This is a genomic window from Pseudomonas sp. Pseusp9 (genome assembly GCF_059491265.1).
Genome location: NZ_CP168500.1, coordinates 3,970,502 through 3,991,106 on the forward strand (window position 1 = coordinate 3,970,502; position 20,605 = coordinate 3,991,106).

General features: G+C 61.3%; 17 protein-coding genes and 1 pseudogene. 11 read left to right on the forward strand and 7 right to left on the reverse strand.

Features of this window, described 5'->3' with window-relative positions; translation table 11 throughout:
* Positions 1 to 245 precede the first annotated feature (245 nt).
* The 11 genes and pseudogenes from ACEN8E_RS17775 (at position 246) to ACEN8E_RS17825 (ending at position 12,863) form a co-directional block, all read left to right on the forward strand.
* Positions 246 to 575: a DUF485 domain-containing protein gene (locus tag ACEN8E_RS17775; RefSeq protein WP_495589226.1), complete on the forward strand. Its 330-nt coding sequence runs from the start codon at positions 246 to 248 to the stop codon at positions 573 to 575.
* A complete protein-coding gene (locus ACEN8E_RS17780; RefSeq protein WP_495589227.1) occupies positions 572 to 2,221 on the forward strand; it encodes a cation acetate symporter in 1,650 nt (549 codons plus the stop codon). The genes ACEN8E_RS17775 and ACEN8E_RS17780 overlap by 4 nt, the downstream gene beginning before the upstream one ends.
* A 169-nt stretch (positions 2,222 to 2,390) precedes the next feature.
* Positions 2,391 to 3,641 (forward strand): OprD family porin, encoded by a 1,251-nt coding sequence (locus ACEN8E_RS17785; RefSeq protein WP_495589228.1) that lies wholly within the window; start codon positions 2,391 to 2,393, stop codon positions 3,639 to 3,641.
* A gap of 268 nt (positions 3,642 to 3,909) precedes the next feature.
* Positions 3,910 to 5,613 carry an AMP-binding protein gene (locus tag ACEN8E_RS17790; protein WP_495589229.1) on the forward strand — a complete coding sequence of 568 codons (1,704 nt, stop codon included), beginning with the start codon at positions 3,910 to 3,912 and terminating at the stop codon, positions 5,611 to 5,613.
* A 102-nt stretch (positions 5,614 to 5,715) separates the two neighbouring features.
* Entirely contained in the window at positions 5,716 to 7,224 is a 1,509-nt protein-coding gene (locus tag ACEN8E_RS17795) for a CoA-acylating methylmalonate-semialdehyde dehydrogenase (RefSeq protein ID WP_495589230.1), read from the forward strand.
* Positions 7,225 to 7,333: 109 nt separating this feature from the next.
* Entirely contained in the window at positions 7,334 to 8,224 is an 891-nt protein-coding gene (gene mmsB / locus ACEN8E_RS17800) for a 3-hydroxyisobutyrate dehydrogenase (protein ID WP_495589231.1), read from the forward strand.
* A gap of 2 nt (positions 8,225 to 8,226) precedes the next feature.
* Positions 8,227 to 9,351 (forward strand): enoyl-CoA hydratase/isomerase family protein, encoded by a 1,125-nt coding sequence (locus ACEN8E_RS17805; protein ID WP_495589232.1) that lies wholly within the window; start codon positions 8,227 to 8,229, stop codon positions 9,349 to 9,351.
* Positions 9,333 to 10,484, forward strand: a complete 1,152-nt coding sequence (locus ACEN8E_RS17810; protein WP_495589233.1) for an acyl-CoA dehydrogenase family protein — start codon at positions 9,333 to 9,335, stop codon at positions 10,482 to 10,484. The genes ACEN8E_RS17805 and ACEN8E_RS17810 overlap by 19 nt, the downstream gene beginning before the upstream one ends.
* A 154-nt stretch (positions 10,485 to 10,638) precedes the next feature.
* A pseudogene (locus tag ACEN8E_RS17815) lies at positions 10,639 to 11,319 on the forward strand (cache domain-containing protein); the annotation flags it as partial.
* Positions 11,320 to 11,442: 123 nt separating this feature from the next.
* The gene (locus tag ACEN8E_RS17820) at positions 11,443 to 12,177 is read left to right on the forward strand and encodes a methyl-accepting chemotaxis protein (protein ID WP_495593348.1); all 735 of its coding nucleotides are present in this window, start codon (positions 11,443 to 11,445) and stop codon (positions 12,175 to 12,177) included.
* Positions 12,178 to 12,209: 32 nt separating this feature from the next.
* Positions 12,210 to 12,863, forward strand: a complete 654-nt coding sequence (locus tag ACEN8E_RS17825) for a TetR/AcrR family transcriptional regulator (protein WP_495589234.1) — start codon at positions 12,210 to 12,212, stop codon at positions 12,861 to 12,863.
* 17 nt (positions 12,864 to 12,880) lie between these two features.
* On the opposite strand, the gene ACEN8E_RS17830 is transcribed toward ACEN8E_RS17825, so the two are convergent.
* The 7 genes from ACEN8E_RS17830 to ACEN8E_RS17860 form a co-directional block, all read right to left on the reverse strand.
* Positions 12,881 to 14,239: a DUF1329 domain-containing protein gene (locus tag ACEN8E_RS17830; RefSeq protein ID WP_495589235.1), complete on the reverse strand. Its 1,359-nt coding sequence runs from the start codon at positions 14,237 to 14,239 to the stop codon at positions 12,881 to 12,883.
* A gap of 324 nt (positions 14,240 to 14,563) precedes the next feature.
* The gene (locus ACEN8E_RS17835) at positions 14,564 to 15,415 is read right to left on the reverse strand and encodes a fumarylacetoacetate hydrolase family protein (RefSeq protein WP_495593349.1); all 852 of its coding nucleotides are present in this window, start codon (positions 15,413 to 15,415) and stop codon (positions 14,564 to 14,566) included.
* 80 nt (positions 15,416 to 15,495) lie between these two features.
* Positions 15,496 to 16,374: an SDR family NAD(P)-dependent oxidoreductase gene (locus tag ACEN8E_RS17840; protein ID WP_495589236.1), complete on the reverse strand. Its 879-nt coding sequence runs from the start codon at positions 16,372 to 16,374 to the stop codon at positions 15,496 to 15,498.
* A gap of 183 nt (positions 16,375 to 16,557) precedes the next feature.
* Positions 16,558 to 17,160, reverse strand: a complete 603-nt coding sequence (locus ACEN8E_RS17845) for an HD domain-containing protein (RefSeq protein WP_495589237.1) — start codon at positions 17,158 to 17,160, stop codon at positions 16,558 to 16,560.
* A gap of 102 nt (positions 17,161 to 17,262) precedes the next feature.
* Entirely contained in the window at positions 17,263 to 17,994 is a 732-nt protein-coding gene (locus tag ACEN8E_RS17850) for an SDR family NAD(P)-dependent oxidoreductase (protein WP_495589238.1), read from the reverse strand.
* Between the two features lie 47 nt (positions 17,995 to 18,041).
* Positions 18,042 to 19,343 carry an MFS transporter gene (locus ACEN8E_RS17855; RefSeq protein WP_495589239.1) on the reverse strand — a complete coding sequence of 434 codons (1,302 nt, stop codon included), beginning with the start codon at positions 19,341 to 19,343 and terminating at the stop codon, positions 18,042 to 18,044.
* Positions 19,344 to 19,505: 162 nt separating this feature from the next.
* Positions 19,506 to 20,561: a beta-keto acid cleavage family enzyme gene (locus tag ACEN8E_RS17860; protein WP_495589240.1), complete on the reverse strand. Its 1,056-nt coding sequence runs from the start codon at positions 20,559 to 20,561 to the stop codon at positions 19,506 to 19,508.
* Positions 20,562 to 20,605 lie beyond the last annotated feature (44 nt).

Sequence of the window (20,605 nt, forward strand, 5' to 3'; positions counted from 1 at the left end):
ACAGGCCGCTGCGCGGCAGCGCAATCACGGCCGGATTTTTGCCCGCCGAGGGCTCGTGCGGCGAGCACCTTACAGGCGTGATTCCTGCGACCTTCCACCCTCCCCTCGCCTCGGGAAGATCACCAGAGAGGCAATGACTCCAGCAAAAGCATTCAGGTGACGCCCCGCTTCGGGTCGTCGCCCGGGTACCCGTACGCCCCTGAAAAGGCCGACAAACAAAAACAATTAAAAAGCGGAGCCTCACCATGACGACTGACCATCCGGATCACGCCCGGACCTGCGCCCAAGTCAGGGCCAATCCCAAGTTCCAGCACCTCACCCGCCAGCGCTCGCTGCTGGCCTGGTCACTGAGCGGCGCGGTCCTGGCCGTCTATTACAGCTTCATCATGGTGGTGGCCTTCGCCCCTGCCTGGCTGCACCTGCCCCTGTACGACGGCAGTCACCTCAGCCTCGGCATACCGATTGGCGTGGCAATCATCTTGCTGTCCTGGTTGCTGACCGCCTGGTACGTGCACACCGCCAACACCCGCTTCGACGCGCTCAGCGCGCAGATCCTCAAGGAGACCCGCGCATGAAACGCCTGATCGCCCTGCTCGCCCTCAGCCCCCTGCTGGCCAACGCCGGCCCCATCACCGCCGAGAAGCAACCGCTCAACGTGCATGCCATCGGCATGTTCTTCGTCTTCGTCCTCGCCACGTTGCTGATCACCTGGTGGGCGTCGCGCCGCACGCGCTCTGCCGCCGACTTCTACAGTGCCGGTGGCGGTATCACGGGGTTTCAGAATGGCCTGGCGATCGCCGGTGACTATATGTCTGCCGCCACTTTGCTGGGCCTCTCGAGCCTGGTGTTCACCAAGGGCTATGACGGCTTCATCTATATCATCGGCTTCTTTGTCGGCTGGCCCATCGTCACCTTCCTGATGGCCGAGCGCCTGCGCAACCTGGGCCGCTACACCTTCGCCGACATCGTCTCCTTCCGCCTCGATCAGACTCGCGTGCGCAGCTTCGCCGCCCTCGGTTCGCTGACGGTGGTGTGTTGCTACCTGGTGGTGCAGATGGTCGGTGCCGGCCAGTTGATCAAGCTGCTGTTTGGCCTCGACTATCGCACGGCGGTGGTGGTGGTTGGCCTGCTGATGCTGGTCTACGTGATCTTCGGCGGCATGCTCGCCACCACTTGGGTGCAGATCACCAAGGCGGTCCTGCTGCTGGCTGGCGGTACGACCCTGATGATCATGGCCCTGAGCCGCTTCGGCTTCAGCTTCGAGACGCTGTCGGCTCAGGCGGTGGCGGTGCACGCCAGCGGCGTGAAGATCATGGGCCCGGGCACCTTGCTGGCCGACCCGATCAACGCCGTATCACTGTCCCTTGGCCTGGTCTTTGGCATCGCCGGTCTGCCGCACATCCTGATGCGTTTCTTCACCGTGCCCAACGCCAAGGAGGCGCGCAAGTCGGTGCTGTTCGCCACGGTGTTCATCGGCTTCTTCTTCCTCGTGGTCTGCATCCTGGGCTATACCGCCATCGTCATCGTTGGCACGGACCCACAGTACTACGTCGACGGTAAGCTCGGCGGCGCGATGATCGGCGGCGGCAACATGGTGGCGATGCACCTGGCCAAGGCGGTGGGCGGCAACCTGTTTCTCGGCTTCCTCTCCGCCGTAGCCTTCGCCACCATCCTTGCAGTGGTGGCCGGCCTGGCCCTGGCGGGCGCCTCGGCCATCTCCCACGACCTTTATGCCTCGGTCCTGAAGAAGGGCAACGCCGACGAGAAGCAGGAAATGCGCGTGTCGCGCATCGCCACTGTCTGTCTGGGCATTGTCGCGATTTCCCTCGGCATTCTGTTCGAGGGCCAAAACATCGCCTTCCTGGTCGGCCTGACGTTCGGCATTGCGGCCTCGGCAAACTTCCCGGTGTTGATCATGGCCATGTATTGGGGTGGCCTGACCACCCGTGGCGCCCTCTACGGTGGCCTGACCGGCCTGGTCAGCGCGCTGGCCCTGGTCATCGGCTCACCGTCGGTATGGGTCGGTGTATTGGGCCATGCCCAGGCGATCTTCCCCTACGATCAGCCTGCGCTGTTCTCCATGCCGTTGGCGTTCCTGGTCATCGTGCTGGTGTCCAGGCTGGACCGTAGCGAACGCGCCGACCGCGAGCGTGCCGCCTTTGCCGATCAGTTCGTCCGCGCCCAGACCGGCCTGGGCGCTGCCATGGCCAGCGGTCACTAAGGCCACAGCTTTTCGGGGCCGACGGCCCCGAGCGCGAGTGCGCTCCTTTGCTTCGCGCTTTTTTACTCACGCCCTGCGCCACCTGGCGCAGGGCACCGCCACAGAGCCCTCCCTCCACCGGCCCCGACCGGTGCGGGAACGGCTTGCCTATAACAACAAGAGGCATGCAATGAAACCCACCCTTTTTACCCTGTTCCTGGCAGGCAGCAGCCTTGCCACCCAGGCCCACGCGGACTTCCTCGCAGACAGCAAGGCCAAACTGGAGTTGCGCAATTTTTACTTCAATCGTGACTATCGTCAGCCAGGTGCCGCCCAGTCCAAACAAGAGGAATGGGCCCAGGGCCTGCTGCTGCGCTACGAGTCCGGCTACACCGACGGCACGGTCGGCTTCGGCCTCGACGCCCTCGGTCTGCTCGGCCTCAAGCTCGATTCCAGCCCCGATCGCGCCGGCTCCGGCCTGCTCAAGCGCGAAAACCAATCGCCCAGGCGCGCCAAGGACGAATACGGCGAGCTGGGCTTGACCGCCAAGTTCAAGGCCTCGAACAGCGTGCTCAAGGTCGGCACCCTGACACCCAGGTTACCGGTGCTGCTGGCCAATGACTCGCGCCTGCTGCCGCAAACCTTTCGCGGTGGCCAGCTGAACGTTCAGGAGATCAAGGGCCTGACCATCGATGCCGGGCACGTGGACCGGGTCAACCAGCGTGACTCCTCGGACTACGAGAAAATGGGCATCACCACCACGGGCGCCAAAGGCATCGTCAGCAGCCAGGCGCGCAGCAATGCCTTCGATTTCGCCACCCTGGCCTACCAGTGGAACGACCGGTTGAACACGAGCTACAGCTACGGTGGCCTGGACAATTTCTACCATCAGCACCAACTCAACCTGGTGCAGGTGTTGCCACTGGGTGAGGGGCAGTCGCTCAAGAGCGACCTGCGCTACGCCCGCTCCACCGACGACGGCAGCAGCAACATCGACAACACTGCGCTTGGCGCGCTGTTCACCTACGCCCTCGGTGGCCATGCCTTCGGTCTCGGCTACCAGCGCATGAGCGGCGATACCGGTTTCGCCTACGTCAACGGCAGTGACGCGTTCCTCGTCAACTTCGTGCAGATCGGTGACTTCGCCAACAAGGACGAACGCTCCTGGCAGGCGCGCTACGACTACAACTTCGCTGCGCTCGGAGTTCCCGGCCTGACCTTCATGACCCGCTACCTGTCGGGCGACAACATCGACTTGGGTGCGCGCAAGCCCGACGGCCGCGAATGGGAACGTGATACCGACATCGGCTACGTGGTGCAGGACGGACCACTGAAAAACGTCGGTCTCAAATGGCGCAATGCAACGGTGCGCACCTCCCATTTTGGTAGCGACCTCGACGAGAACCGCCTGATCCTCAGCTATACCCTGCCGCTCTGGTAAATAGCCCCGCCAGCCGGGGGCCGCGTCCAATTTCCGCGGATGCAGGCGGCTCCCGACCGGCGCGGAAATGCCATGATTTTTTTGCACAACGCACCGGTTTTTATGAGCATTCTTATTTGATTTTTGCATGCCTATACTCGGTTTCACCGCCTGGTCATGCACCGGCTCAGACCCAATAAAAACAAACAAGGGCACCCATCGTGAAGACATTCATGCTTACCGCCGTCTCCTTGCCATCAAGTACCCGCACGGGTCTCGGGAGACACCAATGAACAGCCACTGCCAACCTTTCCTCGCCGCTCGAGACTTCCTGCTGGAGCACCGCACCGATTACGCCACAGCCGTGCGTGATTTCCGCTGGCCACAGTTGACCGAGTTCAACTGGGCTCTGGACTACTTCGATGCAATGGCGCAGGGCAACCAGGCCAACGCGCTCTGGATAGTCGAAGAAGACGGCAGCGAACAGCGCTACAGTTTCCAGCAATTGGCCTCGCGCTCCAATCAGGTGGCCAATCACCTGCGTGCCCTTGGCGTACGCCGCGGCGAGCGCATCCTGCTGATGCTCGGTAACGACGTTGCCCTCTGGGAAACCATGCTGGCGGCCTTCAAGCTCGGCGCCGTGGTCATCCCCGCCACCGCGCTGCTGACCCCTGAAGACTTGCGTGATCGCATCGAGCGCGGCCATGTGCGTCACCTGGTGGTCGGCGCCGCTCATGTCGACAAGTTCGACGGCCTGGGTGAAGGTTGCAGCCGCATCTGTGTTGGCCCGGCCCCCGCAGGCTGGACCCCGCACAGCGCTGCCAGCGAACACTGCGAACAGTTCGAAGTCGAGGGTCGCACCCTGGCCACCGACCCGATGCTGCTGTACTTCACCTCCGGCACGACCTCCAAGCCGAAGATGGTGTTGCACAGTCACCAGAGTTACCCGGTCGGCCACCTGTCGACCATGTACTGGATCGGCCTGCAGCCGGGCGACCTGCATCTGAATATCTCGTCACCGGGCTGGGCCAAGCACGCCTGGAGCTGCCTCTTCGCGCCGTGGAACGCCGGCGCCTGCATCTTCATCCACAACGTCGCGCGCTTCAGCGCTCCAGCCCTGCTCGGCGCTCTGGAACGCTACGGCGTCACCAGCCTGTGCGCTCCGCCCACCGTGTGGCGCATGCTGATCCAGGAGGATCTGGCCGGTATCAAGGATCGCCTGTGCCTGCGCGAGCTGGTGGGCGCCGGTGAGCCGCTCAACCCGGAAATCATCGAGCAGATCCAGCATGCCTGGGGCCTTGCGCTGCGCGACGGATTCGGTCAGTCGGAAACCACCGCTCTGGTCGGCAACACGCCCGGCCAGCCGCTCAAGCCGGGGTCCATGGGCCGTCCGCTGCCGGGCTACCGGGTGACCATGCTCGACCCTGATGGCGTGCCGGGTAACGAAGGCGAAGTGGCCCTGCCGCTGGACGTGCGACCACTCGGCCTGATGCTGTGCTACGAGGACTGCCCGGAAAAAACCGCCGAAGTGATGCGCGACGGCTACTACCGTACCGGCGACACCGCGCAGATCGACGCCGATGGCTACATCACTTTTGTCGGTCGCGCCGACGACGTGTTCAAAGCCTCCGACTACCGAATCAGCCCCTTCGAGCTGGAAAGCGCACTGATCGAGCACCCGGCGGTGATGGAAGTGGCTGTGGTGCCAAGCCCGGACCCAGTGCGCCTGGCCGTGCCCAAGGCGTTTCTGATCCTGGCCCATGACGAACCCGGGAGTGCCGAACTGGCCGGCAACATCCTCGCCTTCGCCCGTGAGCACCTGGCGCCCTACAAGCGGGTACGACGCATCGAGTTCGTCACCGAGTTGCCCAAGACCATCTCCGGCAAGATCCGCCGGGTAGAACTGCGGCAGATGGAAACCCAGCGTCGCCAGAGCGACGCACGCGGCCCGCAAGAGTACTTCGAAGAAGACTTCCCTCAGCTCAAGGGCTGAACCGGGGCCGGTGCGCCGGCCCTTCCGAATTCAAATCCGACCGCTCGGCCAATCTGGCCGAGGGGCTTAACTCGACCCAAAGAAAGCAGGCAGGACCCGAAAATGACCTCTTCCATCGTTCCAAGCGTCAAGCTCCTGATCAACGGCGAGTTCGTCGAATCGCGCACCACTCAGTGGCGCGACGTGGTCAACCCGGCCACTCAGGAAGTCCTGGCTCGCGTGCCCTTCGCCACCGCAGAGGAAATGGACGCCGCCGTCGCCAGCGCCAAGGAAGCCTTCAAGACCTGGCGCAAGACGCCGATCGGCGCCCGTTCCCGGATCTTCTTCAAATACCAGCAACTGATCCGCGAGAACATCAAGGAACTGGCTGCCTTGCTCACCGCCGAACAGGGCAAGACCCTGCCCGATGCCGAAGGTGATGTATTCCGCGGTCTGGAAGTGGTCGAGCACGCCACCGCCATTGGCAACCTGCAGATGGGCGAGTTGGCCAACAACGTCGCCAACGGTGTCGACACCTACACCTTGATGCAGCCGCTGGGCGTGTGCGCCGGCATCACTCCGTTCAACTTCCCGGCGATGATCCCGCTGTGGATGTTCCCGATGGCCATCGCCACCGGCAACACCTTCATCCTCAAGCCGTCCGAACAAGACCCGCTGGTGACCATGCGCCTGGTGGAACTGGCTGTGGAGGCAGGTGTGCCCAAGGGCGTGCTCAACGTCATCCACGGTGGCGTCGATGCGGTGAACCTGATTTGTGATCACCCGGACATCAAGGCCGTGTCCTTCGTGGGCTCGACCAAGGTCGGTACCCATGTCTACAACCGCGCCACCCAGAACGGCAAGCGCGCACAGTGCATGATGGGCGCGAAAAACCACGCCATCGTCCTGCCCGATGCCAACAAGCAGCAGACGCTGAACAACCTGCTGGGCGCCTCCTTCGGCGCCGCCGGCCAGCGCTGCATGGCCCTGCCGGTGGTGATCCTGGTGGGTGAAGCGCAGGCCTGGCTGCCGGACCTGATCGAGCGGACCAAAACCCTCAAGATCAATGGCGGCACCGAACCGGGTACCGACATCGGTCCGGTGATCTCCTGCGCGGCCCTGGATCGCGTCAACAGCCTGATCGCCAGCGGCGTCACAGAAGGCGCCAAGCTCGAGCTGGATGGACGCAACCCGAGCGTGCCTGGTTACCAGGACGGCAACTTCGTCGGCCCGACCATCTTCTCCGGCGTCACTCCACAAATGTCGGTGTACCGCGAAGAAATTTTCGGCCCGGTGCTGTGCGTCATGCACGCAGCCAGCCTGAACGAGGCGATCGAGATCATCAACGCCAACCCGAATGGCAACGGCACCGCCCTGTTCACCCGCTCCGGCGCGGCTGCCCGTCACTTCCAGGAAGAAATCGACGTCGGCCAGGTGGGCATCAACGTGCCGATCCCGGTACCGGTGCCGCTGTTCTCCTTCTCCGGCTCCCGCGCCTCCAAGCTCGGCGACCTGGGCCCCTACGGCAAGCAAGTGGTGACCTTCTACACCCAGACCAAGACGGTCACCCAGCGCTGGTTCGACGAGGATGACACCGGCGGTTCGGTGAACACCACCATCACCCTGAAATGATCTCTGCCGGCCGGCGCAAAGCGTCGGCCGGACCGGAGCTGAACGGTGCAATACCCCACATAACGGATCGATGCGCAGTAGCGCTCCCCACTCGCAAAAGGTAGTCATCATGCATATCGGTTTTCTCGGCCTGGGCAACATGGGCGGCCCAATGGCCCGCAACCTGCTCAAGGCAGGCCACAGCCTGACCGTCTTCGATCCTTTCCCGCAGGCCGTCGCCGCCCTGGTCGAGGCCGGCGCCAGCGCCGCTGACTCGCCTGCCGGTGTGGCCAAAGCCAGGGTCGAGGTGATTATCACCATGCTGCCAACCGCCGAGCACGTGAAGCAGGTCTATCGCGGCAAGGATGGCCTGCTGGCCAATATTGGCCAAGGCGTGCTGTTGATCGACAGTTCGACCATCGACCCACTCAGTGCCCGCGAGGTGGCCAAATTCGCCCTTGCCCAAGGCAACCCGATGCTCGACGCGCCGGTCTCCGGCGGCACCGGCGGCGCGACGGCAGGCACCCTGACGTTCATGGTCGGCGGCCCGGTCAGTGTGTACGACCAGGCCCTGCCGATTCTCTCGGCCATGGGCAGGAACATCGTGCACTGCGGCGCAACAGGCAACGGCCAGGTGGCCAAGATCGCCAACAATATGCTGCTCGGCATCTCGATGGTCGGCGTTGCCGAGGCCATGGCCCTGGGTGTGGCCCTGGGCATGGATGCCAAAGTTCTGGCCGGTGTCATCGGTACTTCCACCGGACGCTGCTGGAGCTCGGAGATCAACAATCCGTTCCCGGGCGTGCTGGAAAATGCTCCGGCCTCGCGCGGTTACACTGGCGGCTTTGGTACCGACCTGATGCTCAAGGACCTCGGCCTGGCCACCGAAGCAGCCAGGCATGCGCGTCAGCCAGTGGTGCTCGGTGCTGCCGCTCAGCAGCTATACCAGACCTTCAGCCTGCAAGGTAATGGCGGCCTGGACTTCTCCGCGATCATCAAACTGTTCCGCGGGGAAGCCTGAGCATGAGCGAGCAGCAAGCCCCGGTGCTGGCCAGCGTGCGCAACCGCGTCGGCCACCTGACACTGAATCGACCGAGCGCATTGAACACCCTGGACCTGACCATGGTGACGCAGCTGTACCGGCATCTGTCGGCCTGGGAACGGGATCCGGAGATCGTCGCCGTGACCATCCGCGGCGCCGGCGAGAAGGCCTTCTGTGCCGGTGGCGACATCCGCATGCTGTATGACAGCCACAAGTCCGGCGACAACCTGCACGAGCGCTTCCTCAAGCAAGAGTACGCCCTCGACCAGTACCTGCATGGCTATTGCAAACCGGTGCTGGCGCTGCTCGATGGTTTTGTCCTCGGTGGCGGCATGGGCCTGGCCCAGGCCGCCTCGCTGCGGGTGATCACCGAGCGCACCCGCATGGGCATGCCGGAAGTCGGCATCGGCTTTTTCCCCGACGTCGGCGGCAGCTACTTCCTGCCACGCCTTCCGGGTGAGCTGGGTATCTATCTGGGGGTCACAGGTTGCCAGATTCGTGCCGCCGATGCCCTCTATGCCGATCTGGCCGACTACTGCCTGTCCAGCGGGCAGTTGGCCGAACTGGATGCCGTCCTGGATTACATGAGTTGGACCAGTACGCCCGAAGAAGACCTGCAGGATTTGCTCGACGGCCTGGCCACCGAGCGCATAGCGGGGTCGGAACTCAAGGCCTATCGCCAGGTAATCGACGAATACTTCGCCCTGCCTGATGTACCGGCCATTCGCACCGCCCTGCAGCGCGAGCAGCGTCCGGAACTGCGCGACTGGGCCGAGCAGACGGTCAAACTGCTCGACAGCCGCTCACCACTGGCGATGGCCGTGACCCTGGAGCTGTTGCGCCGCGGCCGTTACCTGAGCCTGGCCGACTGCTTCGCTCTGGAGCTGCACCTGGATGACCAGTGGTTCGACAAGGGCGACCTGATGGAGGGCATACGCGCCCTGATCATCGACAAGGACAAAAGCCCCCGCTGGAATCCGCCAACCCTGGCAGAGCTGGCACCACCACGGGTGCAAGCCTTTTTCAGCGGCTTCCGGCCAGCCTCCCGCCCTCCCTTCGCATCGCCTGATCAGCAGGAGACAACGCAATGCACGATATCGAATTGACCGAAGAACAACGCATGATCCGCGACATGGCACGCGACTTCGCCCGCAGCGAAGTCGCACCGCAGGCCCAAGCCTGGGAGAAGGCAGGCTGGATCGATGACGCCGTGGTAGTGCAGATGGGTGAACTGGGCCTGCTGGGCATGGTCGTGCCGGACACTTGGGGCGGCAGCTACACCGACTATGTGGCCTATGCCCTGGCCGTGGAGGAAATCTCGGCCGGCGACGGTGCCCTCGGCGCATTGATGAGCATCCACAATTCAGTGGGCTGCGGCCCCCTGCTGAAATATGGCAGCCCGTCCCAGCAAGACAGCTGGCTGCCGCTTCTGGCCAGTGGTCAGGCGATCGGCTGCTTCTGCCTGACCGAGCCACAGGCCGGCACCGAAGCACACAACCTGCGCACCCGCGCCGAACTGCGCGACGGCCAGTGGGTACTCAACGGTGCCAAGCAGTTCGTCAGTAACGGCAAGCGCGCCAAGCTTGCGATTGTCTTCGCCGTCACCGATCCGGAGCTGGGCAAGAAGGGTCTGTCGGCCTTCCTGGTGCCAACCGACAACCCCGGATTTGTGGTCGACCGCAGCGAACACAAGATGGGCATCAAGGCCTCCGATACCTGTGCGGTGACCCTGAATAACTGCACGATCCCCGAGGCCAATCTGCTGGGCGAGCGCGGCAAGGGCCTGGCCATTGCCTTGTCCAACCTCGAAGGCGGTCGCATCGGCATCGCCGCCCAGGCCTTGGGCATCGCTCGCGCCGCCTTCGAGGCCGCGCTGGGGTATGCCCGCGAACGCGTGCAGTTCGGCAAGCCGATCATCGAGCACCAGAGCGTGTCCAACCTGCTCGCGGATATGCACACCCGCCTCAATGCTACCCGCCTGCTGGTGCTGCATGCCGCGCGCCTGAAAAGCGCCGGGCAACCGTGCCTGTCAGAAGCGTCCCAGGCCAAGCTGTTCGCCTCGGAAATGGCTGAGCGCGTGTGCTCCAGCGCCCTGCAGATTCATGGTGGCTATGGCTATCTGGAGGACTACCCGGTAGAGCGCTATTACCGCGATGCGCGCATCACCCAGATCTACGAAGGCACCAGCGAGGTCCAGCGCCTGCTGATCGCCCGCGAACTGGCCCACTACGCGCTCTGAGCCGTTGGCCGGACGCCCTGCTGCGTCCGGCTGCCCCTTCTTCCGCCCCCTTCTGGAGCTGCCGATGCCCGGCCTGCGCAATATTCCCATCAGCCGCCGCCTATGGTTGATCCTGCTGACGTCCATCCTGATGCTGCTGATTCTCGCCGGCCTGATGCTCAAGCAGAACCATGACGACCTCTACGCGGCCAAGGCGCTGAAAACCCGTCATGTGGTAGAAACGGCCAGCGGCATCCTGCGCCACTTCCAGAACCTGGAAAGCCAGGGTCTCGATCGTGAACAAGCGCAACAACAGGCCCGCGCGGTCATGCGCGACCTGCGCTACGACCGCGAGGACTACTTCTGGATCGAAGACCTCGACACGCGCATGGTCATGCACCCCAATGCCAAGCTCGAGGGCAAGCGCATGGCCGGTACCCGCGACCCTGATGGCAAGGCACTGTTCGACGAGATGGTGACCGTGGCAACGCGCGACGGCTCCGGCCTGGTGCACTACCGCTGGCCTAAACCGGGCTCCGACGCACCAGTGGAGAAAGTTTCCTACGTCGAACTGTTCAAGCCCTGGGGCTGGATTGTCGGTTCGGGCATCTACATCGACGACGTGCAAGTCGAGTTCCGCCGCCAGTTGCTACAAACCTTCGTCATTCTGCTGACGATCGCCCTGCTGCTGAGCGCGCTGATCTTGCTGATTGCCCGCAGCATAGCCTCGCCACTGGCGCAGGTGGTCAATGCAATGGAGAACATCGCCAGCGGCGATGCCGACCTGACGCACAACCTGGACAGTCGCTGGCGCGATGAACTGACCGCTCTGAGCGGCCACTTCAACGCGTTCACCAGCAAGCTGCGCACTGTGATCGGCCAGTCCATGCAGAGCGCCGGCAGCCTGGACAAGGCCTCGCAATCGCTCGGTGAGATTGCCAGCGATAGCCAACGCCACAGCCAGCAGCAGTCACAGCAGATGGAACTGGTGGCCGCCGCCATTCACGAAGTCTCCTACGCGGTGCAGGAGGTGGCGAAGAACGCCGAACACGCCGCCAACGAAGTTCGCCAGGCCGATGAGCAAGCCTGCAAGGGCCAGCACAACATCGATAGCAGCCTGCAGCAGATCGACCAGTTGTCCGCGACCATCGGCCAGGCTGTCGAAGTGATCCAGAGCCTGGCCCAGGAAAGCTCCCAGATCGGCACCGTGCTGGAAGTGATCCGCGCCATCGCCGAGCAGACCAACCTGCTGGCGCTGAACGCTGCAATCGAGGCGGCACGCGCTGGCGAACAGGGTCGCGGCTTCGCCGTGGTAGCAGACGAAGTACGCCTGTTGGCCCAGCGCACCCAGCAGTCCACCGCGCAGATCCAGGGCATGATCGAGCGTCTGCAGAGCAATTCGGAAGCGGCAGTGAAGGTCATCAATGTCAGCAGCCAGGCCGCTCAGGAAACCGTGGCGCAGGCCCGCGAAACCGGTGAAAGCCTGCACCAGGTCATCACTGCACTGCGTAACCTTACCGAGCTGAACGCCTCGATCGCCAGTGCCAACCTGGAACAGTCCCACGTGGTCGAGGACATCAGCCAGAATGTCACCCGCGCAGCCTCGCTGGCGCAAGAGAATGCCCTGGCAGCAGACCGGTCCAACGAGGCCAGCCTGGAATTGGGCCAACTGGCGGGCGAGCTCAATCGGCTGTTGGGGCAGTTTCGCGTATGAGGTGGATGAGCAACGATGGAGGTATTGATTCCATGACTAACCCCCAGCCAGTCACGCCCCGCTTCGCCAGCCAGAACGCTCTTTTGGTGGAGTCCATCGAACAAGTGCACCACTCGCGCTATCTGGAAACTCGCCACAAGGCGCTCGAGCTATTCGCCCGATGCGGTTTCAGCCGGGTAAGCATGCGCGACCTGGCGGCTTGTCTGGGCATCAAGGCCGGCTCCATTTACAACCACATCGAAAGCAAGGAGGCACTGCTGTTCGAACTGATCGAGGAACTCTACGAACAGTTGCTGCATGGCGCCAGCCTGGTGAACCGTCGCAAATCCACACCCGCCGTACGACTGCATGGCCTGCTTGAGGCGCACCTCTTGCTGCATGAGCGCATGGGCGCGCATTTCCGCCTGGCCGAATATGACCTTCATTGTCTGAACAGCGAGCAGCATGACTTGATACGGGGCCTGCGCCGGCGCTACGAAGAACACCTGGTGCACACCATAGAGCAGCTCACCGGCATGCCGGTGAGCGTTACCCGTCGCGCGACCTTGAGCGGCATCGTTTCCCTGCTCAACCAATTGCCGGCCTGGGTTGGAGAGTCCCAGGCAAGCAAGGGGGCACGCCGCAAGCTGCTGCATGACATTGTCATGAGCACCCTGCAGGGTGCGTTGCAGGCGACTCATGCCTGAGCCTTGTCAAAGAGTGTTCAGCGAATACCAGCCCCTGCCAGCGACTCAGGCGACCACTGCGCCTTGGACAGCGAATTGATGTAGTGGATGCCGCCATACGGGCCGACTACGCCGTTGATGTTGTAGGAGCCGCCGACCAGGTCGTAGATCATGTACGGCGTGGCGTCGGGAACCTGCTTGTCATAGCTCTGGCTCAGGAAAGCGAAGGATCCACGGTAGAGCTGGCCACGGGCGTCGTACTCGTCAGATGCCAGAGCGACCCAGCTGTCTTCGTCAAGGTAGAAGCGGCGTTTCTGGTACACGTGACGTGCGCCGGACTTCAGGTTGCCTTCCACGACCCAGACGCGGTGTTTCTCCCAGCGCACCATATCCGGTGCCAGATGATTCGCGGTGGTCAGTGACTTCGGATCCTGGGCGTAGGTCAGCTTGTAGGTGTTGTAGGGCACGAACATTTCCCGCTTGCCCACCAACTTCCAGTCATAACGATCCAGCGCGCCGTTGAACACGAACACGTCGTCGTAGGTACCGGCGCCGGCCGTGCCCGGGTTAGGCGTGTCGTAGGCCAGGCTCGGGGCCAGCTTGACTCGACGCTGGCCCGGCAGGTACTGCCAGGCGCGGCGCGGCTGCTCGACTGCGTTGGCAGAGTCCTTGAGCATGATGGCTTCACCGGCACGGCGCGCAGGGCCGGTGTAATACAGCTTGATCTGGTAGTACACGTCGGAGCTGGTGACCAGCTGCGACAGGTTCTCGTAGATCGGGTAGGTAATGAACGCCTGGGCGGTGGTGGCCAGGCTTGGCACACCGGCCGAGTCGACGTTCCACGAGTCATATTTGGCAGTGATGCTGACGCCCTGGTAACGCAGCAGGAAGTTCCACATCGCTTCGGCGCCCGATTGCGGAATCGGAAACGGCACGCCCGGCAGGATGTTGTCGATGGCCAACCCGCCTTCCAGGGACTTGGCGCCGGTGGCGTTCTTCACGCCGTTGTCCAGAATGGTCTGGGGCAGCGAAACGGTACGGTGGGTCGGGTAAACGTCGACATGGTAAGTCGGGTAACGCTTGGCCAGTTCCACCGTGGTGGCGGTGAGCAGGCCCTTGTACTGATCGACGTTCTTGCCATCGATCACCAGCAAGGTTTTCTCGCTGGTGAAGGGATCCGGGCGCAAAGTGTCACCCGCCTTGAAGCCGGCCGGAGCGGTGGTCAGGCCACCGCCATAGGCTGGAATGGAGCCATCGGCATTACCGGCCTTTTCGGCCCCCACCAGGGTCAGGCTGGTACCCAGCCTGGCCACATCGACAGGGGAAACCGCGGCGTGCGCCGCACCTGTGAAAACCACTGCAAGCGAAGTCGCCATCAAACTTTTCACGAACATCATTTCGTAGAACTCCTGCCCGGAAACCGGACAATGCGAATTTTGGAAAGTGGTTTAAAGGTCAGGTACATCGCACTGCGGTCTTGCGTTGTATAACGGGTTGGCGTTTGAACCGGTATTGTTGCCCGCCCCGGCCAACAGACTTCGCCGCAACGGGCGCGCATCACAAACTCTATGCTCATGCATTGATTTGCCTCCGCTTGTTTTTATTTTTATTCAAACAACATCAGGTGCCCGGCAAACTACGGATTATTTTGTTCTCAGGTTCTGCAGTCCATTGCAATAGCCTGGAATATATAGATCATCGCTCCATGCTCTTTCTTGAAATCAACCTTTATAGCGAACGCACGTCTGGCGTTGCTGGCCTAGGCGTTCAATACCCAAGGTGACAATATCTCCTTCTTCAAGGAATACAGGTGTCGGCTTGATACCCATCCCTACACCAGGAGGTGTACCCGTTGTAATAATGTCTCCAGGGTAAAGCCGCATGAACTGGCTGATATAAGCCACGATGGTTGGCACATCAAAGATCATCGTAGACGTATTCCCTGTCTGTCTGCGAACACCATTCACATCCAGCCACATGGATAAGTTCTGTACGTCCTCGATCTCATCCCTGGAGATTAACCATGGGCCAATCGGACCAAAGCTATCGCAACTTTTTCCTTTATCCCAAGTGCCTCCACGCTCCAATTGATATGATCTTTCCGAGACATCATTAATCAGGACATACCCGGCTACATGCGCGAGTGCTTCCTCCTTTTCGAGGTAGGCACCCTCGCTGCCAATGACGATTCCAAGTTCGACTTCCCAATCGGTTTTCTGGCTACCGCGTGGAATGATGATTTCATCATCGGGGCCGGTGACACAGGAGTTGGCCTTCATGAAAACGATAGGTTCTGCGGGGATCGGCAGATTTGCCTCCTGCGCATGATCCCGGTAATTCAACCCGATCGCGAGGAACTTGCCGGTTACCCGCAGTGGCGGCCCCAGCCTTGGGCTCCCCTCCACGGCTGGGAGCGTCAATGGGTCGATTTTTCGTAGTTTGTCGAGAGATGCCGGCGTGACGGTGCTTGCATCGATGTCGCCGAGAATACTGCTCAGGTCTCTGAGGATGCCTTGGCTATCGAGCAGGCCAGGTCTCTCTTTACCTTTTTCTCCGAATCTTACCAGTCGCATGATTTCGTCCAGATGTGCCAGTTGGGTCATGTGCTAAACAGCAAAGGCCGCGCGGCTTTACAGGAACCGCGCGGCGCTGTTCAAAGGACTGCGCCCCCGTTGGGACTGATCACCTGACCCACAAAATAGTGATCGCCTGCAAGGAACGTCGCCACGGACGCATATTCGTCAGTTGTCCCGAACCGTCCGGCCGGTATGACTTGCCAGAACCTGCGCCGGGCTTCCTCGCCAATGGAGTCAAGATATTCTTCAAAGAAGGCGGTCGACACCCCGCCCGGTGCCAGCGCGTTGACCAGGATATTGCCCCCGGCAACTTCCGCCGCGACGGACTTCGTGAAGGCAATAACGGCGCCCTTCGATGCGCTGTAGTGCGGGCTGTGCGCACTGATTGCCGAGATCCCGGCGATCGACGCAAGGTTCACGATACGACCATAGCGTTGCTCCTGCATCAGCTTGAGCGCTTCGCGCGTGCAATAGAACATGCCGTGCACGTTGACATCCCAGTACCGGTGCCACTCTTCGTCCGTGATTTCACTGGTGAAACCCAGTGACTGCCTCGGCTGCGGTGTAGTGATGTACGCGTAGTGCTTGTTGCGTCGCACCTCGTCAGCCGCCGCCGTGGGAGCCCGCGCCGCGTTATTCACCAGAATATGCAAAGTGCCAAAGCGTTCGACAATGCTGGCGAACAGGTCGACGACCTGGCTGCTCGAGGAGATGTCGCAGTGCAAGGCCAGACAGTTGGCACCCGCCGCTTCGACAGCCTTTCGGGTTTCTTCCAGGGCAGGCATATCGATATCGCAGATGACGACATCCGCACCGGCCCTTGCGAAATGCAGGGCAATGGTTCCCCCCAGGCCACGGCCCGCGCCGGTGATCAATACGACACGACCGGCAAAGTTTCGCGCGCCTGCTTGCGCCATCCCGAATGGCGCGTGTTCAACCTGCTCGTCCAATTGCATAAATGTCTCCGATATCTGGATGAAGTGGCACACGCCGGGATCAGTCGCGGGGCATCGGTTAACAGCTTTGAGCTGCTGGCCCCGCGTCGGAAGGCGCAAGACAACTATCGGCGGAAAAATAAATTCGGCTTTGACGATTTGGGGTAATAATTTTACATTTTGGGGCAGCTGGTTCAGGCCGTATCAGGTTACAGAGTCCTCCTGGTTGCTGCGCTCAAACATGAGCCCATAGAGTGAAGACTTGGGTTTGGCAAAAACGCGCCGCAACATCGGCTCAAAGAAACTCATGGGTAAAGTTTCACCTTCAGGGTCGAAGGCAGGACTGTCATATAACTCGATAAACTCTGCAGTCCGCACATAGTTCGAATGCTCTTTGAACATGTCGCGCATGTTGCGATCCATTCCGATGCGGTGAAAAAAGTTATACCCCTGAAAAATCCCGTGGTTCTGGATCATCCAGTGATTTTCTTCGCTGACAAAGGGTTTGAGGATGACGGCCGCCACTTCAGAGTGATTGTAGGCACCTAACGTATCGCCGATGTCATGCAGTAACGCGCAAACCACATATTCTTCATCGCGACCATCACGGTAGGCGCGTGTAGCGGTTTGCAGGCAGTGGCTCAGGCGATCGATTGGAAAGCCGGAAAAATCACCCGCGAGCAGATTCATGTGCGCGAGTATTCGATCAGGCAGAGCGGCGGCAAAGTTTTTAAATTCGGCGGATATGATATCCCAGTCTTTTTGGGTGCTTTGGTCCATCCGGGTAAACAGTGCACTTTCGCTCATTTTATTCTTCTCATCATGATCTTATATATATTCAATCGGCCATTCTCCTGTGCCCATTCGAAATGGCCTTGTTACATGAAAGGCATACGTCGCGACGGTATCTCAGCTCGCACGGCGCATCAGGCTGTAACTCTGGGCGGTAGGTCCTGCATCGGCCATGTCCGCCAGGAACAGGGCCAGGGGCACCACGTCTTCCGGGGTCTTGAACCACTCACCCGGGGGGATCGCCGCGCTGCGCGTCATCTCGGTCTGTACAGGCCCGGGGATGAGTTCGTTGACACTGATGTTGTATTCAAGCAGTTCCACCGCGAGTGACTGGGTGAGCATCCACATGCCGCTCTTGGAGCAGGAGTAGGCCGAAAAGCCTGGGGTGGCACGGTTGCGCTGACCGGAACCGATCATGATGATTTTCCCGGCACCGCGCCGCCGCAGGTGGGGGATGGCGGCATGGGCGGTGTGGTATGCACCGGTCAGGTTGATGTCGATGGTCGCGCGCCACTGTGCCGGGCAACTGTCCTCGATCCGCCGTTGCTCGGTCGCGACGCCGGCGTTGGCGACCACAATATCGACACCGCCGAATTCATCGCTGGCGCGCTGGTACAGCGCAACGACTGCGTTGTAGTCACCAACGTCGGCTGTTTGAGCGACAGCCTGGCCGTCTGCTTCGATAATCAGGCGGACAGTCTCGGCTATTTCTGCTGCGCTGCGTGCGCTGCAAACCACAGCGGCGCCGGCCTGCGCATAAGCGAGTGCAATGGCGCGACCAATGCCACGACCGGCACCGGTGATCACGGCGACTTTACCCTTGAGCGGTTTTGAGTGGGTGTGATTCATCGTCTGCATTTCCTGATGGGATGTGAGAGCTGGTTTTTTCAAAGCGATCATTGGCAGCCTGAAGACTCATGGCGGTGCAGGTCGCGCAGGTAATTGGCCCTCGCAAAGGCAAACGCCAGCGCTGCGCCAATTGAGGCTAACGGGACCCACTGCAATGCACCGAGCAGGCCGACTTTGTCGGCAAGCAGCCCCGTCAGGTAGGGCCCCGGCGCACCACCCAGCAAATTGCCAGCCAGCGCCAGGGTGGCAATGGCGGTTCCATGAAGAGAGACGTGCACCAGGTCGGTGACCATGGCGCCCGCTGAGCCATAAGTGCCCGCCGCAAAAAAGACGCCGGCGATGATCACCGCAAACTGCGCGGTTCCGGGTGGCAAGCGCAGGCTGGTCATCAGCAGCACGCATGAGACCAGGCAGTAGATGATTGCGATCGACGCTTTATTCCTGCCCGACTTGCGTCCCATCCAGTCAGTGAACAAGCCACACAAACCCATGCCAATCCCGCTGGCGATCAGCAGCACTGCCGCCGCCAGTGCCGACTTGTCCGCGGGTAAATCGTAGTAACGGTTAAGGTAGCTGGGCATCCAGGCAATGATGGTGTAGGCGGTAAAGAGCTGAAGCCCGCTGCCCACATAGGTGAACACCAGCGTAGGCGCGCCGAACAGGGCCTTGAACAGTGAGCGCCACTGAATTTTCCTGACACGCTGGCCCTCTGCCGGCGATTCGGCCAACTGCAGGGGCATGTGCCGCGCCAGGCGAGCTTCGGAAATGGTGAATGCAAAGAACAGGATCAGCAGGAATCCGAACGCCGCCATGGCAATCAATGCGGCGCGCCAGCCAAAGTGAGTCGCTATCACGCCGCCGGAGGCCATGCCCAGTACCGAGCCGAACATGCCGGAGGAGGTAAAGGCCCCGGTCAGCGTGGCCCGCATGGAAGGCGGGAATACACTCAAAATGATTGCAAGCCCGACGCTGCCGTAGCCGGCCTCGCCAACACCGACAAACAATCGGGCGAGCAGCAACTGGTTGTAGTGTTCTGCAAGCCCGCACGCCAAGGTGCTCAGGCTCCAGAACAGCGCCATGATCACGACGCTTTTGACACGCCCCCAGCGGTCAGCCGCCAATGCGGCCGGAACAGCCAGCAAGCCGACTGCAAGCCCCACGATGCCACTGAGCAGGCCAAGTTGCGCATCGCTCAAGACCCACTCGGCCTTGAGCTGTGGAAAGACTGCATTGAGTGCCTGACGCGACATGTAATCGGACAGCATCAATGCATAGATAATGATAAATACCAGCCAGGAATAGGCTCGCGGGCGTGAAACCTCACGCGGCGGGTTCGTGGCAACCGACATGGAAAACTGCTCTGCCTGCATACTGCCCCCATTATTTTTATGCCACGCCATTCAAGCGAATTGCGCACGACCGCACCGGTACAACCGGGCAGGAAGGCTCTACCGCCTTCGTGCTCGTGCTATCAACGTTTCAGGTCGTGCGTAGACGTACTGATAGGCCAACTATCGAACGTGCATTGAAGGGACGATCGGGCCGGTAGTGCGATTGGGCAACATGCCGTTTGCAGCGAGCGTTTCGTCGGCATCCTTGTACCAGGTACCGATGCGGTAGATCTGGCGCGCCTCTTTGCCGGTCGCAATCTCGCGGCCCAGTTCCTTGGCCACACGCACGGTTTGCCTGACCTGATCCACAGAGCCAAAGCGCTGACCATGCTGGCCGATGATGGTGTCTTCGTTGCCGCAGCGCGGGTGCAGGCCCATGGCCAAGGCCATCATGTTGAACGGCAGCACATTCTTGAGCAGAGACTCGGCGGTCAACGTGCAAGCTTGCGGCACACGCTGGACGAAGTTCATGAAGTTGAACGGGTTTGGACCTTCGAACCCACCGGCCACCCCGATCCACGTCATGTTCAATGGCCCGGTGTAGAGGCCTTTACGGACCAGGCGCTGGAGGGTTTCGAGCGCGTGGATACCCGTCAGCTGAAAGTGTGGCTGAATCCCGGATGCCTGCAGGCGGCGCAGATGCTCCGCTACCCAGGCGGGTCCTGCGGGCACCGTCATCTCGCTATAGGCAGCGCCGAGTGCCGGATTACCCAGTGAAGTCCCCTCGATGTATTCGGGGTAGAGCAACTCCATGATGTTCATTTGCGTGGTGTTGATCGCCACTGTCACTTGATCGGGTTTCGGATCAAGGTCTGCCAGCATATGGCGCGTGTCATCGGACAGCCACTTGGCGGCCTGGCCGTCGTCTTCCGGAGCGAATGAAATCGAACCGCCGACCTGGATGATCATGTCCGGAACAGCCTCGCGCACACCGGCGATCAGCTCATTGAATTTGGACAGCCGTTTTGATCCCTTGCCATCCAGTTCACGTACATGCAGGTGCAGCACGGTGGCGCCAGCGTCGTAACACTCCACGGCCTTTTCGATGTGTTGTTCCATGGTGACGGGGATGTCTTCCGGGAAGTCCTCAGGCATCCACTCGGGACCGTATGGAGCGACGGTAATAACAACTTTTTCCTGGTTTTCCGGGTGCAGCGAATCGTCTAGAAATTGCATTCTTTCTCTCACTGTCAGCTAGTTGGATCGGATTGGAAAAAGGC